General features: G+C 63.6%; 11 protein-coding genes and 1 pseudogene. 5 read left to right on the top strand and 7 right to left on the bottom strand.

What is annotated here, in order from left to right; all coding sequences use genetic code 11:
* Positions 1 to 2,085 (bottom strand): hydantoinase/oxoprolinase family protein, encoded by a 2,085-nt coding sequence (locus tag X760_RS61425; protein WP_023720560.1) that lies wholly within the window; start codon positions 2,083 to 2,085, stop codon positions 1 to 3.
* A gap of 217 nt (positions 2,086 to 2,302) precedes the next feature.
* On the opposite strand from X760_RS61425, the gene X760_RS61430 reads away from it, so the two are divergent.
* The 5 genes from X760_RS61430 (at position 2,303) to X760_RS61450 (ending at position 8,704) form a co-directional block, all read left to right on the top strand.
* Positions 2,303 to 3,187: a ferredoxin--NADP reductase gene (locus X760_RS61430; protein ID WP_023720561.1), complete on the top strand. Its 885-nt coding sequence runs from the start codon at positions 2,303 to 2,305 to the stop codon at positions 3,185 to 3,187.
* 163 nt (positions 3,188 to 3,350) lie between these two features.
* Entirely contained in the window at positions 3,351 to 4,400 is a 1,050-nt protein-coding gene (deoC, locus tag X760_RS61435; RefSeq protein ID WP_031194457.1) for a deoxyribose-phosphate aldolase, read from the top strand.
* A 13-nt stretch (positions 4,401 to 4,413) separates the two neighbouring features.
* Positions 4,414 to 6,786 (top strand): aldehyde dehydrogenase family protein, encoded by a 2,373-nt coding sequence (locus tag X760_RS61440; protein WP_023720563.1) that lies wholly within the window; start codon positions 4,414 to 4,416, stop codon positions 6,784 to 6,786.
* 178 nt (positions 6,787 to 6,964) lie between these two features.
* A complete protein-coding gene (locus tag X760_RS61445) occupies positions 6,965 to 7,696 on the top strand; it encodes an SDR family oxidoreductase (protein WP_023720564.1) in 732 nt (243 codons plus the stop codon).
* Positions 7,697 to 7,858: 162 nt separating this feature from the next.
* Positions 7,859 to 8,704 carry a fumarylacetoacetate hydrolase family protein gene (locus X760_RS61450; RefSeq protein WP_023720565.1) on the top strand — a complete coding sequence of 282 codons (846 nt, stop codon included), beginning with the start codon at positions 7,859 to 7,861 and terminating at the stop codon, positions 8,702 to 8,704.
* 168 nt (positions 8,705 to 8,872) lie between these two features.
* On the opposite strand, the pseudogene X760_RS75035 reads toward X760_RS61450, so the two are convergent.
* From X760_RS75035 to X760_RS61485, 6 genes and pseudogenes are all read right to left on the bottom strand, one after another.
* Positions 8,873 to 9,547: pseudogene (locus tag X760_RS75035) on the bottom strand (IS5 family transposase); the annotation flags it as partial.
* A gap of 86 nt (positions 9,548 to 9,633) precedes the next feature.
* Complete coding sequence (locus X760_RS61460; protein ID WP_023720567.1) at positions 9,634 to 11,415, bottom strand: NAD(P)/FAD-dependent oxidoreductase; 1,782 nt, start codon at positions 11,413 to 11,415, stop codon at positions 9,634 to 9,636.
* Positions 11,416 to 11,835: 420 nt separating this feature from the next.
* Positions 11,836 to 13,869, bottom strand: a complete 2,034-nt coding sequence (locus X760_RS61470) for an aldo/keto reductase (protein WP_023720569.1) — start codon at positions 13,867 to 13,869, stop codon at positions 11,836 to 11,838.
* Between the two features lie 56 nt (positions 13,870 to 13,925).
* The gene (ugpC, locus tag X760_RS61475) at positions 13,926 to 15,023 is read right to left on the bottom strand and encodes a sn-glycerol-3-phosphate ABC transporter ATP-binding protein UgpC (RefSeq protein ID WP_023720570.1); all 1,098 of its coding nucleotides are present in this window, start codon (positions 15,021 to 15,023) and stop codon (positions 13,926 to 13,928) included.
* 8 nt (positions 15,024 to 15,031) lie between these two features.
* Positions 15,032 to 15,898 (bottom strand): carbohydrate ABC transporter permease, encoded by an 867-nt coding sequence (locus X760_RS61480; RefSeq protein WP_023720571.1) that lies wholly within the window; start codon positions 15,896 to 15,898, stop codon positions 15,032 to 15,034.
* Positions 15,895 to 16,755 (bottom strand): sugar ABC transporter permease, encoded by an 861-nt coding sequence (locus X760_RS61485; RefSeq protein ID WP_023720572.1) that lies wholly within the window; start codon positions 16,753 to 16,755, stop codon positions 15,895 to 15,897. Before X760_RS61485 ends, X760_RS61480 begins: the two co-directional genes overlap by 4 nt.
* Positions 16,756 to 16,974: the final 219 nt, after the last annotated feature.

Here is a 16,974-nt window from a genome sequence, read left to right on the forward strand (position 1 = left end):
TCAGGCCTCACCAATGTCGATGATGATGTTGCCGTCGGCATCCGAGCGCGCCCGGTCGCCGGGCTCGAGTACGGTTGTGGCATCCATCTGTTCGAGGATCGCCGGGCCTTCGATGATGGCGTCGAGCGGCAACTTTTCCCTACTGTAGACCGGCGTGTCGTACCAGCGCCCGCCATACCAGACCGGCCGGATCTCGCGCCGCGCCTCTTCGAGCGTTTTGGCGCGGCCAGCCGGATCGATCAGCCGCGACAGATCGATCGCCGGCCGCACGCCGGTCACCGAGGTGTTGAGATTGACCAGATTGGCGCGGATTTCCGGCAGCTCGACCTTGAAGCGGGCGAAATAGGCCTTCTCGAACAGTTGCTGCAGGACCTCGCGCGTCACCGCAAACGACGGCAGCGGCACGTTAATAATATGCGTCTGGCCGACGAACTGCATGTCGGCGGAATGCGTGACGCGGATCGTCTCCGGCTTCACCGCTTCCTTGCTGATCAACTCTTCGCCTTCGTTTCGGTGCCGTTCCAATATAGCGTGGAGCTGGGCTTCATCGAGCCCCGCCACCGGCTGGTTGACCGTGTTGACGAAGTCATGGCGCAGATCGGCGACGACGCAGCCGAGCGCATTGGTAATGCCCGGCCGCGCCGGCACCAGCACCCGCGGCAGGCCGAGCTCGCGCGCCAGGGCGGTCGCATGCAGCGGCCCGGCGCCGCCGAAGGCGAACAGCGCGAAATCGCGCGGGTCGTGACCGCGCGACACTGAGACCATGCGGATGGCGCCGGCCATCTTCATGTTGCCCAGTCGCAGCACCGCTCCCGCCGCCTCGACGCCGGACAGGCCGGTTGGTCGGCCGATCCGGTCCTCGAATATGCCGGTGACATGCTCGACGGTGACTGGGTTCTCGACCGCCAGCAGCTTCTTCGGCGCCAGCCGGCCGAGCACCAGATTGGCGTCGGTGATGGTCGGCTCGACGCCGCCGCGTCCATAGCAGATCGGGCCGGGATTAGCACCGGCGCTTTCCGGGCCGATCTGGATCAGGCCGGCCGCGTCGACGCGGGCGATCGAGCCGCCGCCGGCGCCGACCGTGTGCACCGCCACCATCGGCACGTGGATCGGCATCGCATATTCGATCTCGATCTCGTTCGACACCGCCGGTTCGGCCTTGCGGATCAGCGCCACGTCGGTCGAGGTGCCGCCCATGTCGTAGGTGACCAGGTTTTCGAAGCCGGCGCGCTTGCCGGTATAGGCCGCGGCAATGACGCCGGAGGCGGGGCCGGACATAACGGTCTTGGCCGATTCACGTGTGACAAAGCGGGCCGATATCATGCCGCCATTGCCGTTCATGATCAGGAAGTCGCGGGCGTAGCCTTTTGACGCCAGCTCCTTGCGCAGCCGTTCGACGTAGCGTTCGAGGATCGGTTGCACCGAGGCGTTGACCGAAGCGGTAACGCCGCGCTCGAATTCGCGCGCTTCCGAAAGCAGCGCATGGCCTGTCGTGATGTAGCCGTTCGGCCAAAGCTCGGCGCCGATCTCGGCCGCGCGCCGCTCATGCGCCGGGTTGGCGTAGGAATGCAGGAAATGGATGACGAGCGATTCGCAGCCGGCTTCGATCAGTTGTGAAATCGCTGCCCGCATCTCGGCCTCGTCGAGCGGTATGCGCACCGCGCCCGACGCCTCGACCCGCTCCGACACTTCGAGCCGCAGATTGCGCGGAATGATCGGCACAAAGGTGCCTGTCATGCCATAGGCTTGCGGCCGTGTCCGCCGGCCAAGCTCGATGACGTCACGAAAGCCGCGCGTGGTGATCATGCCGGTTTTGGCCAGCCGGCGCTCCAGCACCGCGTTGGTTGTGGTCGTCGTGCCGTGCACGATGAGGTCGATGCCGTCCACGGGAAAGCCGGTGGCACCAAGAGCTGCAACGACGCCGAAAGCCTGGTTGTCGACCGTGGTCGGGGTCTTGGCGATATGCACCCGGCCACCGTCGCGGCCGTCGATCAGAAGCAGGTCGGTAAAGGTGCCGCCGACATCGATACCGGCGACGACGCTGCCCGTCGAATCCAGAGCTTGCGCCGAAAAATTCTGTTCCATTGTCGAAACCCGAAATGCCCGAACTGCTTACATGCCTCAGTTTGGAAAGCTGTTTTACGGCGGCGTCTTGACGCAAATATCGTTTGTATACTAATAAATTCCGGACACAAGAGCTTACCGCTTCGGAGTGTGCAAGGGCACGCAGGAACCTGACCGGTTCGGGCGCGCAGGTGAAGATTTGGCGCGGGCGCTGAGCTGGCCCAGAAGGTTAGGTTTGATGAACACCACATCCGCGTTCAACACCGCCGGCGCGCGGCCGCTGCAGTTTCCGATACCGGCCAATGTCTATGCCGAAACCGTCGTCTCGGTGAAGCACTATACCGACCGGCTGTTTTCGTTCCGCATCACCCGGCCGCAGTCGCTGCGCTTCCGCTCCGGCGAGTTCGTCATGATCGGCCTGCCCAATGCCGAGAAGCCGGTGTTCCGCGCCTATTCGATCGCCAGCCCGTCCTGGGACGACGAGCTGGAATTCTTCTCGATCAAGGTGCCGGACGGCCCGCTTACCTCGGAGCTGCAGAAGATCCAGATCGGCGATACCGTCATCATGCGGCAGAAGTCGACCGGCACGCTGGTGGTCGACGCGCTGACGCCGGCCAAGCGCCTGTTCATGATCTCGACCGGCACCGGCATTGCGCCCTTCGCCAGCCTGCTGCGCGATCCCGACACCTATGAGAAGTTCGGTGAAGTCGTGCTGACCCACACCTGCCGCGACAATGCCGAGCTCATCTACGGCCAGGAACTGGTGGCCGCGCTGGAGAACGACCCGCTGATCGGCGAACTGACCGGCGGCCGCGTCACGCTCTATAATTCGACGACGCGTGAGACGTCCGAACGCATGGGCCGCATCACCGCGCTGATCGGCTCGGGCAAGTTCTACGCCGACCTCGGCATCGAGAAGCTCAATCCGGAGACGGACCGCATCATGATCTGCGGCTCGATNCTCGGCATCGACAAGCTCAATCCCGAGACCGATCGCATCATGATCTGCGGCTCGATGCATATGCTGAAAGACGTGAAGGAACTGGCCGAAAGCCTCGACTTCCAGGAAGGCTCGCTGCATCATCCGGCAAGCTTCGTAGTCGAGCGCGCCTTCGTCGGCTGAGACGCGGCAGTTCAGCGTCCACTGCTTTGAGACCCTGATTTTGACCGGACGGTCAAAAATCGGCTGCCTTGACTGTCTTTTTCCGCTATGACCGCCTGAAGGACTCGTGAAGCGCTGCTTCACGGTCTATCTTCGGCATAAGTCGCTGAACAAGGGGCAGGAGATGAGCAGCACAATCCGCGAAACCGATCTCGGCACGTCCAAGATCACGCCGCTGCCGGCGCGCGCCGCCGCCAATGCGCCGATGCCGCAGGCCCATGCTATTGCTCGCAATCCCGGCATGAGGCTCGATCTTGGCTTCATGGAATCGATGCGCAGCGTCAACCGCTCGGCGCTGGAACGCCGCGTCGCCAGCCTGACCAAAAGACGCTCGATCAAGGCCGATAACCAGGCTGCCTGGCTGCTGCGCGCCGTCGCCTGCATGGACCTGACGACGCTGAACTCGAACGATACGGAAGAGCGCGTGCGCCGGCTCTGTGCCAAGGCGGTCAACCCGTTCCGCCGCGACATTGCCGAGGGGCTCGGCATTGCCGGTGAAAACATCCGTCCGGCGGCGGTCTGCGTCTATCATCCCTTCGTCGCCACTGCCGTCGAAGCACTGCGCGGCAGCGGCATCCGTGTCGCCGCCGTTTCCACGGCTTTCCCGCATGGCCTTGCCCCGCTTTCGACGCGTCTGCAGGAGATCGAAGCATCGGTCCGCGACGGCGCCGACGAGATCGACGTCGTCATCCCGCGCGGCTTGGTTTTTGGGGCGAAATGGCAGGAGCTCTATAACGAGATCGTCTCGATGCGGGCCGCCTGCGGCGAGGCGCATCTGAAGGTGATCCTCGGCACAGGCGACCTCGCCACGCTGCGCAATGTCATGCTCGCCTCGATGGTGGCGATGATGGCGGGTGCGGACTTCATCAAGACCTCGACCGGCAAGGAAAGCGTCAACGCGACACTGCCGGTTGGCCTTGCCATGGTGCGCGCCATCCGCGCCTATTTCGAGGAAACCGGCTATCTCATCGGCTTCAAGCCGGCCGGTGGCATTTCCACGGCAAAAGCCTCGCTCGATTGGCTGGTGCTGATGAAAGAAGAGCTGGGCCGGCCGTGGTTGGAGCCGGAGCTGTTCCGCTTCGGAGCATCGAGCCTTTTGACCGACATCGAGCGCCAGCTCGAGCATCACCTGACCGGCCACTACTCGGCCAATCATCGCCACGCAATGGCGTGATTCGGAGCGCTTCATGAACATTCTCGAACGCTATCACGCCATGGATTACGGCCCGGCGCCGGAGGCCCGCAACGAGGCCGATGCCTGGCTGACGACCCGTGATTTCTCGAAAGCCCTGTTCATCGGCGGCGACTGGAAAGCAGCTGCAAATGGAAAGACCTTCGACACCAGCGATCCCGCCTCCGGAAAATTGCTGGCCAAGGTCTCGGATGCCGGTGCTGCCGATATCGATGCGGCGGTTTCGGCCGCCACAAAAGCGCTGCCGAAATGGAGCGCCAGCACCGGTTATCAACGCGCCAAAGTGCTCTATGCCATCGGCCGCGCCATGCAGCGCCACCAACGGCTGTTCGCGGTGCTGGAATCGATCGACAACGGCAAGCCGATCCGCGAAAGCCGCGACATCGACGTGCCGCTGGCGATCCGTCATTTCATCCATCATGCCGGCTGGGCGCAGGCGCTGGACAGGGACTTTCCAGCCCATAAGGGCATCGGCGTCGTCGGCCAGATCATCCCGTGGAACTTCCCGCTTTTGATGCTGGCCTGGAAGATCGCGCCGGCGCTCGCTGCGGGCTGCACCGTGGTGCTGAAGCCCGCGGAATTCACGCCGCTCACCGCCATCCTGTTTGCCGAGATCTGTGAACGCGCCGGCGTGCCGAAGGGCGTCGTCAACATCGTCCAGGGCGGGCCGGAAGCGGGTGGGGCAATCGTCAATCATCCCGGCATCCAGAAGATCGCCTTCACCGGTTCGTCCGAGGTCGGCAAGATCATCCGCAAGGCCACCGCCGGTTCGGGCAAGAAACTTTCGCTGGAGCTTGGCGGCAAGTCGGCCTTCGCCGTTTTCGAGGATGCCGATCTCGACAGCGCCGTCGAGGGTCTGGTCGACGGCATCTGGTTCAACCAGGGCCAGGTCTGCTGTGCCGGCTCGCGCCTTCTGGTGCAGGAAGGCATCGCCGACGCCTTCATCGCCAAGGTCAAGACGCGGATGAGCCGGCTGCGCGTCGGCAGCCCGCTCGACAAGAACACCGATATCGGCCCGCTGGTCGATTTGACCCAACTCGACCGCGTCAAGGGCCTGATTGCCGAAGGCGCCAAGCAGGGCGCGATATGCTGGCAGCCGGACTCGGCACTGCCCGCCTCGGGCTATTACCATCTGCCAACGCTGGCGACAGGTGTTTCGCCGGCTAACATTCTGGCCCAGGAAGAGGTGTTCGGGCCGGTGCTGGCGACCATGACCTTCCGCAATACCGAGGAAGCGGTCGAGCTCGCCAACAACACACGCTATGGCCTGGCCGCCTCGGTGTGGAGCGAGAACATCAATCTTGCGCTGCACGTCGCGCCGCAATTGAAGGCCGGCGTCGTCTGGGTCAACGGCACCAACATGTTCGACGCCGCCTGCGGCTTCGGCGGCTATCGCGAGAGCGGCTTCGGCCGCGAAGGCGGGCGCGAGGGCATGTTCGAGTACCTCTCGGCAAAACTGCCGCTCGGCCCGATCATCAAACCGGCTGTGGCCACTGCCCAGCCCATCGAGCGCCCGGAAGGCGATGCCATCGACCGCACGGCAAAGCTGTTCATCGGCGGTAAGCAGGTCCGGCCGGACGGCAATTATTCCCTTGCCGTCGCCAGCGCCAAGGGCAAGCTCGCCGGCGAGGTCGGTCTCGGCAACCGCAAGGATATCCGCGACGCCGTCGCGGCCGCGCGCGCCTGCAAGGCCTGGCCGGAAGCGACCGCCTACAATCGCAGCCAGGTGCTTTACTATCTGGCCGAAAACCTGTCCGGCCGCGCCGACGAGTTTGCCGCCCGTCTGACCCAGCTCACCGGCGCGACGGCCAAGGCGGCGGGTGAAGAGGTCGAGCTGTCGATCGAGCGGCTGTTCCTCTATGCCGGGCTTGCGGACAAGTTCGAGGGCCGCGTCCACCAGCCGCCGGCCCGTGCCGTCACATTGGCGCTGCACGAACCGGTCGGCGTCGTCGGCATCGTCGCGTCGGACAACGCACCTTTGCTCGGCCTGATCTCGCTGGTTGCGCCGGCGCTCGCCATGGGCAACACCGTGGTCGCCGTGCCGTCCGAACGATACCCGCTGCTTGCCACCGACCTTTACCAGGTCATCGAATATTCCGACGTTCCGGCGGGCGCCATCAATATCGTTACGGGCCGTAGCGCCGAGCTGGCCGGCGTGCTGGCCAAGCACGACGATGTCGACGGGCTCTGGATGTTCGCCGATGCCGAGACCTGTGCCAAGGCGGAGGCCGAGTCCATCGGCAATCTCAAGCGTGTCTGGACCGGCAACGGCCACAGCCTCGACTGGGCGTCGGGCGAAGCAGCCGGCGATGCCTTGCTGCGCCGTGCGATCGAGGTCAAGAACGTCTGGGTGCCCTACGGCGACTGAGTGTCCCGGAGGGACGTCCGGGCTTGACGGGCCAAAAGATGTTCTTTACCGAGAAAAAACATTTGGCCGGCAGGGCGAATATCGAAACAGGCGGGATGGTGGTGCCCGTCTGGCACATTGCGCCCCGGCCTTGTGCCGGTAAAAAGCCGAACGATCACAGACGGGCGAGGAGAAAAGCATGGCGGATCTGACAGGCAAGGTCGTTGTCGTCACGGCGGCGGCGCAAGGCATCGGCCGGGCAAGTGCGCTGGCTTTCGCCAAGGCCGGCGCCGTCGTCCATGCCACCGACATCAACGAAGTGGTGCTCGCCGACCTCGGCAAGACCCCCGGTATCAAGACCCGCAAGCTGGATGTCCTAAACGACGAGGCGGTGAACGTCGCTTTTGCCGAGATCGGCGCCGTCGACGTGCTGTTCAACTGCGCCGGCTTCGTCCATTCCGGCTCGATCCTCGAGATGAAGGACGGCGATCTCGACTTTGCCTATGATCTCAATGTCCGCTCGATGATCCGCGCCATCCGCGCCGTGCTGCCCGGCATGCTTGAGCGCGGCGACGGCTCGATCATCAACATGGCGTCGCTGGCCAGCTCGACCAAGGGCGTGCCCAACCGTTTCGTCTATGGCCTGACCAAGGCGGCCGTTATCGGCCTGACCAAATCGGTTGCCGCCGACTATGTCGGCAAGGGCATACGCTGCAATGCGATCTGCCCGGGCACGGTCGAAAGCCCGTCGCTGCACGACCGCATGCACGCGCAGGGCGACTACGAAGCAGCCCGCGCCGCCTTCATCGCCCGTCAGCCGATGGGCCGGCTCGGCACGCCCGAGGAAATCGCCGACCTCGCCGTCTATCTCGCCGGTGCCACCTATACGTCGGGGCAGGCCTATAATATCGACGGTGGCTGGTCGATCTAGGAGTCTGAAAATCCAATTCTGCCGGGCGCCTGGCGCGGCGTCCGCGCTTGCCTAGGCTCACGTACTTTAAGTACGCTCCGCTCCGGTTCTCGAAACCCACGCCATTCGCCGCAGCGGAGCGAGTTTGCAAACGGCCTCTGGTCGCAACTGGGAGAAAACTGCATGAAACTGCTACGCTATGGCGAGGCGGGGAGCGAACGCCCTGGCCTCCTTGATGCGGATGGAACGATCCGCGACCTCTCCGCCCATGTCACCGACATTGCCGGCAGGGCGATCGACCCGGCATCGCTCGAGTCATTGTCGAAGCTCGATCCGAAATCGCTGCCGGCAGTTTCCGGCAAACCGCGCATCGGCGCCTGCGTCGCCGGCACCGGCAAATTCATCTGCATAGGCCTCAACTATTCCGACCATGCCGCAGAAACCGGCGCAACCGTGCCGCCGGAGCCGATCATCTTCATGAAGGCAAGCTCGGCCATTGTCGGGCCGAACGACGACGTGCTGATCCCGCGCGGCTCGGTGAAGACCGATTGGGAAGTCGAGCTCGGCGTGGTCATCGGCAAGACCGCTAAATATGTCACCGAAGCCGAGGCGCTGGACTATGTCGCCGGCTACTGCGTCGCACATGACGTCTCTGAACGCGCCTTCCAGGCCGAGCGGCAGGGCCAGTGGACCAAGGGCAAGTCCTGCGACACATTCGGGCCGATCGGCCCGTGGCTGGTGACCAAGGACGAGGTCAAGGACCCGCAGAACATTCCGATGTGGCTGACGGTCAACGGCAAGACCATGCAGAACGGCTCGACCAAGACCATGGTGTTCGGCGTCGCTTATCTCGTGTCTTATCTCAGCCAGTTCATGTCGCTGCATCCAGGCGACATCATCTCGACCGGCACGCCGCCCGGCGTCGGCCTCGGCATGAAGCCGCCGGTGTTCCTGAAGCCCGGCGATGTGGTCGAGCTCGGTATCGAAGGGCTGGGTATCCAGAAGCAGACGTTCAGGGCGGATGCGTAGAAACCTTCCCTTCTCCCCTTGTGGACCTGTTGGGCAGTCATGAGCAAAGCTTGCGGCGGCGGGGTTGCGGCGGTTGTTCGCTTGTTTGCGGGGGNCGCCGTCGTCTTCGGCGAAAGGTTCGTCAGCCAATGACGAAACCGGCCTCGCGCACAGAATTCCTGACAGTTCCGCGTCCGCCCAAACCGTCTTCTCGTCGCCGCAGATCAAGGTGTCAGCCACGACCGTGTCGTTGACGTTGGCTGGTGTGGTGATCACCGTGCGGATCAGGCCAGAGCCCTCATCCACCCCGACATGAGCCTTGTAGCCGAAGGTGAAGCCGCCCTTGCCCTGCCGCGCGGTAATGCGGGCATCTGGATCCTTCGACGGCCGCTCAAGCGTCGGCGGTGACGAGACCGCATTGATCAGCGTGGCATCCAGCATCGTGCCACGCTTCAGGATCACGCCGGCCTTCTCCAACTGCCGGTCCAGTTCGCCAAACAACTTATCGAGCAGACCTTCGCCGACAAGCAGATTGCGAAAGCGCGAAAGCACCGTGTGATCGGGAATGCTCTCCTCCAGCCCGAGCCCGGCAAAGCGCCGGAACGACAGCCGGTCGCCAAGCGCCTCTTCCAACTCACGGTCCGAAAGCCCGTAGAGCGATTGCAACAAAAGCGCCTTGAACAGGACCAGCGGTGGCCAAGCCGCCCGACCCGGACCGCCATCACGCAGCGGGTTGAGCAGTTTCTCAAACCGATACCACTTCACAAGACCCGACAATCGGTCGAGCGGCGAAGTGCCGCCCACAAGCTTGGTGCCTAGAAAAGCCTCCGCCAAGCTCAACTGGCCCGTCTGCTTCACTGCCATCGCGATTCCCTCAGACCGTCCACCTCAGAGAATCACAATCAGCGAATTACGCAACAGGCCCACAAGGGGAGAAGGGAAAGGCAGCCCTATCGCACCGGCGCTCCATAGACTGGCGTCGGAATGCCTTCCATGCGCGCCTTGATCTGCAGCGCCACGAATTTTGAATAGAAGCGCGACAGCGCAAGATTGCCGCCGTGGAACCACAGCGCTTCCTGCGCTGTCGGCTTCCACATGTTGCGCAACTCGCCTTGCCACGGACCCGGGTCGCCTTTCACGCCCGAGCCAATCCCCCAGCACGGCCCGACCTTGTCGGCGACTTCGCGCGAAACGATCGCCGCCACTGTCTCGTTCATCGAGAGATAGCCGGTGCAGGCGATGATCGCGTCGGCCGCCAGTTCCGTGCCGTCGTCGAAGAGGATGCCTGTCGGCGTCAGCGACTTGATCCCGACGCCGCTACGGATGCCGATCTCGCCGTCGATGATCAGATCGCAGGCGCCGACGTCGATGTAGAAGCCCGAGCCGGTGCGGTAGGCCTTCATCAGGAGCCCAGTCTCGTCGTCGCCGAAATCGATGGCGAAGCCGGTGCCGCGCAAGCGGTCGTAGAAAGCCGCGTCGCGCGCCTTGATGACGTCGTAAAGCGCCCGCTGGCCTTGCGGCAGCAGCGCGAACGGCGTCGAGGCGACGATCATGTCGGCCTTCTCAGTGGTGATGCCGCGGGCCAGCGCCTTTTCCGAAAATATCTCGAAACCGATCTCCATCAGCGTGTCCGACTTGACCACCGTCGTCGGCGACCGCTGGACCATCGTCACCTCGGCGCCGCTCTCCCAGAGATCGACGCCGACGTCATGGCCGGAACTTGCCGCGCCGATGACGGCGACCTTTTTGCCGCGGAATTTCTCGCCGCTGGAATACTGGCTGGAATGCAGGATTTCGCCGTTGAAGACCTCGGCGCCCGGCAGGTCGATGCGCCTGGGCGGGCCATAAGCACCGGTCGCGAAGACGATGTGCTTCGGCTTCAGCGTGATGCGCTCGCCGGCGCGGTCGAGCTCGACCGTCCAGACCTTTTCGGTCTCGTCATAGGAGGCACTGACGCATGTCGTGGAGGTCCAGTAATTGAGCTCCATGACGCGCGTATACATCTCCAGCCAGTCGCCCATCTTGTCCTTGGGCGTGAACACCGGCCAGTTCTCGGGAAACGGGATGTAGGGCAGATGGTCGTACCAGACCGGGTCGTGCAGCACGAGCGAGCGATAGCGCTTGCGCCAGGAATCGCCGGCCTGGGCGTTCTTCTCGATGACGATGGCCGGCACGCCCAATTGCCTGAGCCGCGCCCCCAGCATGATGCCGCCCTGGCCGCCGCCGATGACCAGGCAATAGGGCTGCTGGCTAACGCCGAGGTCACGCGCCTCGCGGCGCCTTGCCTCCAGCCAGGTTTCGCGTTCCGGATCGGCCTTGTGGCGGACGCCCAGCGGCCGCGCCGGGCCTTTGCGCTCTTCAAACCCCTTGAGATCGCTCATCGCCGTGAACAGCGTCCGGCACTTGCCGTCCCTGAGGCGCATGATGCCTTGGCCCCACGCCGATGACGTCTCGAAAGAAAACCAGGCTTCGATGGTGCCTTCGTCCGAAGTCGCTTCGCCGCTGAGCTGCCATTGAGCAGGCCTTGTGGTTGCCAGCGTCGCCGCCAGCATGTCGCGGATCGCGGCCGCCCCCTCCATCGTCTTGATGTTCCAGGTGAAGGTCAAAAGATCGCGCCAGTAGCAGTCCTCGACGAACAGATTGGTTGCGGCCTCGACGTCGCCCGCTTCGAGCGCTCGCGCAAAAGAACCGAGCCAGGTGGCCGCCTGTTTCGACGGTGAGATGTCGAGCATCTATCCTCCTCGTCGACCAAGAGTGCCAGAAGCCGCGCAAAATTCGGTAGGGCCAGTACAAAATTCAGAAGGGATCGTAGCCATCTACTCCCGTTATAACGGCTCCTCGGCGGTTGCCAGGTGGGACCATGATTTCCGTGCCGTTGTCAAATCTGACCCGAACCGTGTCCTCCAAGGCTACTTCTACAAGTCGCGTTCCGACCAAAGCCCAGATTAAGCTTAAATCGCCGCTACGGTTATCCGGTTTTATCCAGACGTCAGGCCCTCCGTCGTAGGCCACCTTGAATAAAGTCCAGAGTTGGACGGTAACGCCAGCAAACTCCAAGTGCACTGAGTCGTTCTCGAGAAGCACTCTGATCAGCTCGTTTCCAACCCACGAGTCACGCATAGCGCATCTTCTAGCAACCTTTCTCCCTGCTGTCAGGCCCGCGCGCGGGCCTGATCCGAACCGCTATCCAGCCATGCAAGATCGTCCGGCGAAAGTGAGATGTCGAGCGCCTGGAGGCTGTCTTCCAATTCGTCGAGCGAGCGGGGCCCGATCAGCGGGACGGACGGGAAGGGCTGCGCCAGGACGTAGGCGAGCGCGACGTGGATCGGGCTTTTGCCCAGCCGCTTGGCGAGCTCGATGGCACGGTCGCGACGGCCGAAATTCTTGTCCGAGTACCAGACCCGGACCAACTCCTCATTGTCGCGCCGGTCGCGGCCGGCGCGGTCGGTGAAGAAGCCGCGGCCCTGGCTCGACCAGGCGAAATTCGGCATCTGCCGGGCGGTGAGCCAGGCCTTCCACGCGTCGCTGGAGGAGGTGACACAGCCTGCCCAGATCGGCTCCAGCATCTCGGCCAAGGAGAAATTGTTGGAAAGCGCGCCGGGCTTCTGCTTGCCGGTGCGCTCGGCATAGGCAATCGCCTCGTCCATGCGTTCCATCGTCCAGTTCGAGCCGCCGAACGGACCGCGGATGCGGCCGGCCTTGACCTCGCGGTCCATCGCATCGACGAATTCGTCGACCGGCACGTCCGGATTGTCGCGGTGCATGAAATAAACGTCGATATGGTCGGTCTGCAGCCGCTCGAGCGACTGGGTGAGCTGCTTGCCGATGACGTCGGGATAGCAGAGCGGCGAGTGCGCGCCCTTGCCGATGACCACGGATTGCTCGCGCACGCCGCGGTTTTTCAGCCATTGGCCAAGCAGGGTCTCGGTATAGCCGGAACCGTAGACGAAGGCGGTGTCGAACAGATTGCCGCCGGCCTCGAAATAGGCGTCGAGCAGGATGGCGCCCGACGAAAAGGTGCGGAAATCCTCGAAGCCGAGCGCCAGGCACGAGGCCCGCCGCGGCAGGCCCGGAATGCTGCGCTTGGAGATGGCGGTCCCGCCGGAGCGCAGCTTCCGTCCGGAGATCGTGTTGACGCGCTTTGCCGGTTTCTCGATGTCGTATTCGAGCCCGATCGCGGCACGCCATTTGTCGAGCACGCGCAGATTGCCGAGACTGTCGGCCCAGCCCATGCCGGGCCAGGCGAACTCCTGCTTCCCGCCGAGAATGGCCTCGCCGGCGGCGTCGACCTCGAACGCGTAAAGCCAGCCGTCCTCCTTGACCTCGACCACCTCGGTGTTACCCGGACGGATGATGCGGATTTCGCCGGTGCCGCCTTGCTGGCCGCCGGCATACCAGAAGTCCGCCACCTCGATGCGGCCTTTGCTGCCGAGAATGCGCAAGACATTGTCCTGAGCGAGCGAGATGCTGCAGGAGACTTCCGCGACGATGCCGCCCGGAAAATGCAACAGCGCCGACGCCCATTCGTCGACACCGGATTGGCCGAGATGCGCAGTACCCACCACTTTGTCCGGCTCGGCGAAGGGCTTTCCCGCCGCGGCGCCGGCAATCAGCCGCGCCATCGACACGGGATAGCCGCCGACATCGAGGATGCCGCCGCCGGCAAGATCCTTGGCGTAAAGCCGGTGCTCCGGCATGAAGCCCGGCATGGCGAAGCCGAAGCTGGATTTGATCATCTTGATCTCGCCGATCGCACCGGCACTGATCAGCTCGACCAGCTTGGCCGTCTGCGGATGCAGCCGGTACATGAAGGCTTCGCCGAGAAAGGTGCCGGCCTTGCGCGCCGCATGGATCATCGCGTCGGCCTCGAAGGCGGTCAGGCCAAGCGGCTTTTCGCAAAGCACATGCTTTCCGGCCTCGGCTGCCTTGATCGCCCATTCGGCATGGCTCGGATGCGGCGTCGAAATATAGATCGCGTCGACATCCGGATCGCCAAGCAAAGCCTCGTAGCCGTCGAGGATGCGGGCGCCGGGGAAAGCCTCGGTGAGCCCGGCCTTGCCGGGATTGCGCGCCCCTAAGGCGACCAAGGTGCCGGTGCGCGAATGGGCGACGCCGCCGGCAAAGGCCTTGGCGATGTTGCCGGGCCCGAGAATGCCCCAGCGAATTTTTTCTGGTTTGGAAGTCATGTCAAATCTCCGTGGGGTGGCCGCGAGCAATCGCGATCGGACAAAAGAAAGATGGGTTAGCGAATGCGTGCGCCGGTGGCGTCGAAGAGAAGCGAGCGGTCGGCCTTGATCGACACCACCAGGTCGTCGCCGTTGGCGCGATGCCGTGAGGCCTCGCGCTCGATGATCAGTTCTTCGCGCCCGCCCCCGGTCCCGGAATTGGCATAGACATAGCTCACCGATCCCAAGTGCTCGGCGACGTCGGCCTTGAGGGTAAGGTCGCAATCGCCCTGGCCGGCGTCGAAGAAATGCTCCGGCCGCACGCCAACCACGACATCGCCGCCTATCGCAGGCAAGGCATCGGAAAGCGGCTTGCGCAGTCGCACGCCGCGATGGTTGACCAGCTCCACGATCGCCGCGCTGTTGTCGGTTCCGACCACTTTCGCCGCCAGAAAATTCATCTTCGGCGAGCCGACGAAGCCGGCAACGAAGCGGTTGGCGGGGTCGTCGTAGAGATCGAGCGGCGCGCCGATCTGCTCGATATTACCGGCGTTGAGCACGACGATCCTGTCGGCCAGCGTCATCGCCTCGGTCTGGTCGTGCGTCACATAGACCATGGTAACGCCAAGCTCCTTGTGAAGGCGCGATATCTCGACGCGCATCTGCACCCGGAGCTCGGCATCGAGATTGCTGAGCGGTTCGTCGAACAGGAACACTTGCGGCTCGCGCACGATGGCGCGGCCGATGGCGACGCGCTGGCGCTGGCCGCCCGACAATTGCCGCGGCCGCCGCTTCATCAGCTCGGCGATGCGCAGGATTTCGGAAGCCCGCTTCACCCGCCGCTCGGTATCTGCCTTGGGGTTGCCGGTCATTCTCAGGCCGAAGCTCAGATTCTGCTCAACCGTCATGTGCGGATAGAGCGCGTAGGACTGGAACACCATGGCGATGCCGCGATCGGCCGCCTCGACGTCGTTCACCACCTTGCCGCCAATGGCGATCTCGCCGTCGCTGATGTCCTCGAGCCCGGCGATCATCCGGAGCAGCGTGGACTTGCCGCAGCCGGAAGGGCCGACGAAGACGACGAATTCGCCGTCATCGATATCGATATTGGCGCCGTGGACGATCTCGAAGACGCCGAAGCGCTTGATGACGTTTTTGAGTGTGACTGCCGCCATGCTGATCCTTACTTGATAGCGCCGGCGGCGATGCCGGCGACGAAATGGCGCTGCAGAAGCACGAACACGACGAGCATTGGCGCCGTCAGCATCACCGCGCCCGCCATGATGCCGCCCCAGGACACCTTGGTGAGACCGATCAGCGTGCCGAGCGCCACGGGCGCGGTCATTGCGCCCGGCTTGGAATTGATCAGCAGCGGCCAGAGATAGTTGTTCCAGGAGGCAAGGAACAGGATGATGGCGAGCGCTGCCAGCATCGGCCGCGCCAGAGGCAGTGCGACGAACAGGAATATCCGCCATTCCTTGACGCCCTCGACCTTGGCGGCGTCGAACAGTTCGTGCGGCATCATCGAAAAGCTCTGCCGCATGAACAGCACGCCCAGCGAATTGAACAGCGGCGGCACGATCAGCGCCACCCAGGTGTTGGCGAGCTTGAAGTCGCGTGCCACCATGATGAATTGCGGGATCAGCACGACCGCATAGGGCAGCGTGATGGTGCCGAAGATGATGGCGACGACCATGCCCTTGCCGAAGAAGTTGTAACGCGCCAGCGCCCAGCCGGCCATCGAGGTCAGCATCACCGACAGGAAGGTGTAGGTCACCGCCACCGAGACGGAGATGCCGATGGCACCGATGAAATTGGTGCCGCGCTGCAGATTGCTGACATTGTCGAGGAAATTGCCGTGCGGCAAAAGCTCGATGTCGGGGCTGAAGATGCCGTTGTCGGGCATCGTGGAAAAAACCACCATCATCCACAGCGGAAACAGCCAGACCAGCGCCAGCGGCGTCAGGAACAGATGCAGCGCGATGCTGCGGCCCAATCTGGCCTGGGAACGGCTGACTCGGGAATGGCTGATTGGGGAGCGCGAGGTCATTTCGGTTCCCTCGTCAGCCATATCTGTACCAGCGAAATGGCAATCGCCAGCCCGGCCATGGTGTAGGCGATGGCCGAAGCGTAGCCGAAATTGAGCGACCGGAAGCCTTGGCGGTAAAGCAGCAGCCCGAGCGTTTCGGTGCCGCCGCCCGGCCCGCCGCGCTCGGTGATCAGGAAGGGCTCGGTGAACAGCTGCATGGTGCCGATGATCGACAGCACGGCGCAGAACACGATGATCGGCTTGAGCAGCGGCAGCGTGATGTAGAAGAACTGTTTGACCTTGCTGACCCGGTCCAGGGTCGCCGCCTCGTAAACATCCTCGGGGATGGACTGCAGGCCGGCGAGCAGGATGATGGCGTTGTAGCCGGCCCAGCGCCACGTCACCGCCATCATGATGACCGCCATCGCCGGGGTGACGTTGGTAAACCAGTCGACGCTGGGCAGGCCGATGCTGTTCAGCAATTTATTGATGATGCCGTAGTCCAGATTGAACATCAGCCGGAAAACCGCCGAATAGGCGACCTCGCCGACCACAACCGGCGCGAAGAACGCAAAGCGGAACAGGCCACGCGCCTTGAGCAGCGGCGAATTCAAAAGCACCGCCATCACAATCGCCAGCGAAATCATCACCGGCACCTGGATGACAAGGATCAGCAATGTGTTCTTCAAGGCATTGAAGAAGGCCGGATCGCCGATCAGCCGGCCCCAGTTGAAGGTCGGCGCGAACCGCCACGGCACGGTGCGCGTCGCCTGGAACGAGATCAGGAAGGAATCGATGATCGGCCACAGCCAGAAGATCGAGAAGATCAGCAGATAGGGCGCAAGGAAGCGATACGCCGTGGCGTTCTGGTAGCGCATCGTTCTCCTCCTTTCTGCTTTCGCCTGCTGGGGCGCGCGGTGTTGATGTTTCAGGTGATGCGGCGCCGCAAACGGCGGCTTGTTCGAAGGCCGGTGCCGCCCCTCATCCGCCTGCCGGCACCTTCTCCCCGTAAGTGACGGGGAGAAGGGGCTGGGCCGCAACGCTGGTGACCCCCTCTCCCCGTTCTTCACGGGGAGAGGGTAAGGGTGAGGGGCAGC

The sequence above is a fragment of the Mesorhizobium sp. LSHC420B00 genome (assembly GCF_000503055.1).
Classification (GTDB): domain Bacteria; phylum Pseudomonadota; class Alphaproteobacteria; order Rhizobiales; family Rhizobiaceae; genus Mesorhizobium.

Coding starts and splice junctions, on each gene's coding strand:
- X760_RS61425 (WP_023720560.1), bottom strand. CDS start 2,085: ATGGAACAGAATTTTTCGGCGCAAGCTCTGGATTCGACGGGCAGCGTC.
- deoC (WP_031194457.1), top strand. CDS start 3,351: ATGAGCAGCACAATCCGCGAAACCGATCTCGGCACGTCCAAGATCACG.
- X760_RS61440 (WP_023720563.1), top strand. CDS start 4,414: ATGAACATTCTCGAACGCTATCACGCCATGGATTACGGCCCGGCGCCG.
- X760_RS61445 (WP_023720564.1), top strand. CDS start 6,965: ATGGCGGATCTGACAGGCAAGGTCGTTGTCGTCACGGCGGCGGCGCAA.
- X760_RS61450 (WP_023720565.1), top strand. CDS start 7,859: ATGAAACTGCTACGCTATGGCGAGGCGGGGAGCGAACGCCCTGGCCTC.
- X760_RS61460 (WP_023720567.1), bottom strand. CDS start 11,415: ATGCTCGACATCTCACCGTCGAAACAGGCGGCCACCTGGCTCGGTTCT.
- X760_RS61470 (WP_023720569.1), bottom strand. CDS start 13,869: ATGACTTCCAAACCAGAAAAAATTCGCTGGGGCATTCTCGGGCCCGGC.
- ugpC (WP_023720570.1), bottom strand. CDS start 15,023: ATGGCGGCAGTCACACTCAAAAACGTCATCAAGCGCTTCGGCGTCTTC.
- X760_RS61480 (WP_023720571.1), bottom strand. CDS start 15,898: ATGACCTCGCGCTCCCCAATCAGCCATTCCCGAGTCAGCCGTTCCCAG.
- X760_RS61485 (WP_023720572.1), bottom strand. CDS start 16,755: ATGCGCTACCAGAACGCCACGGCGTATCGCTTCCTTGCGCCCTATCTG.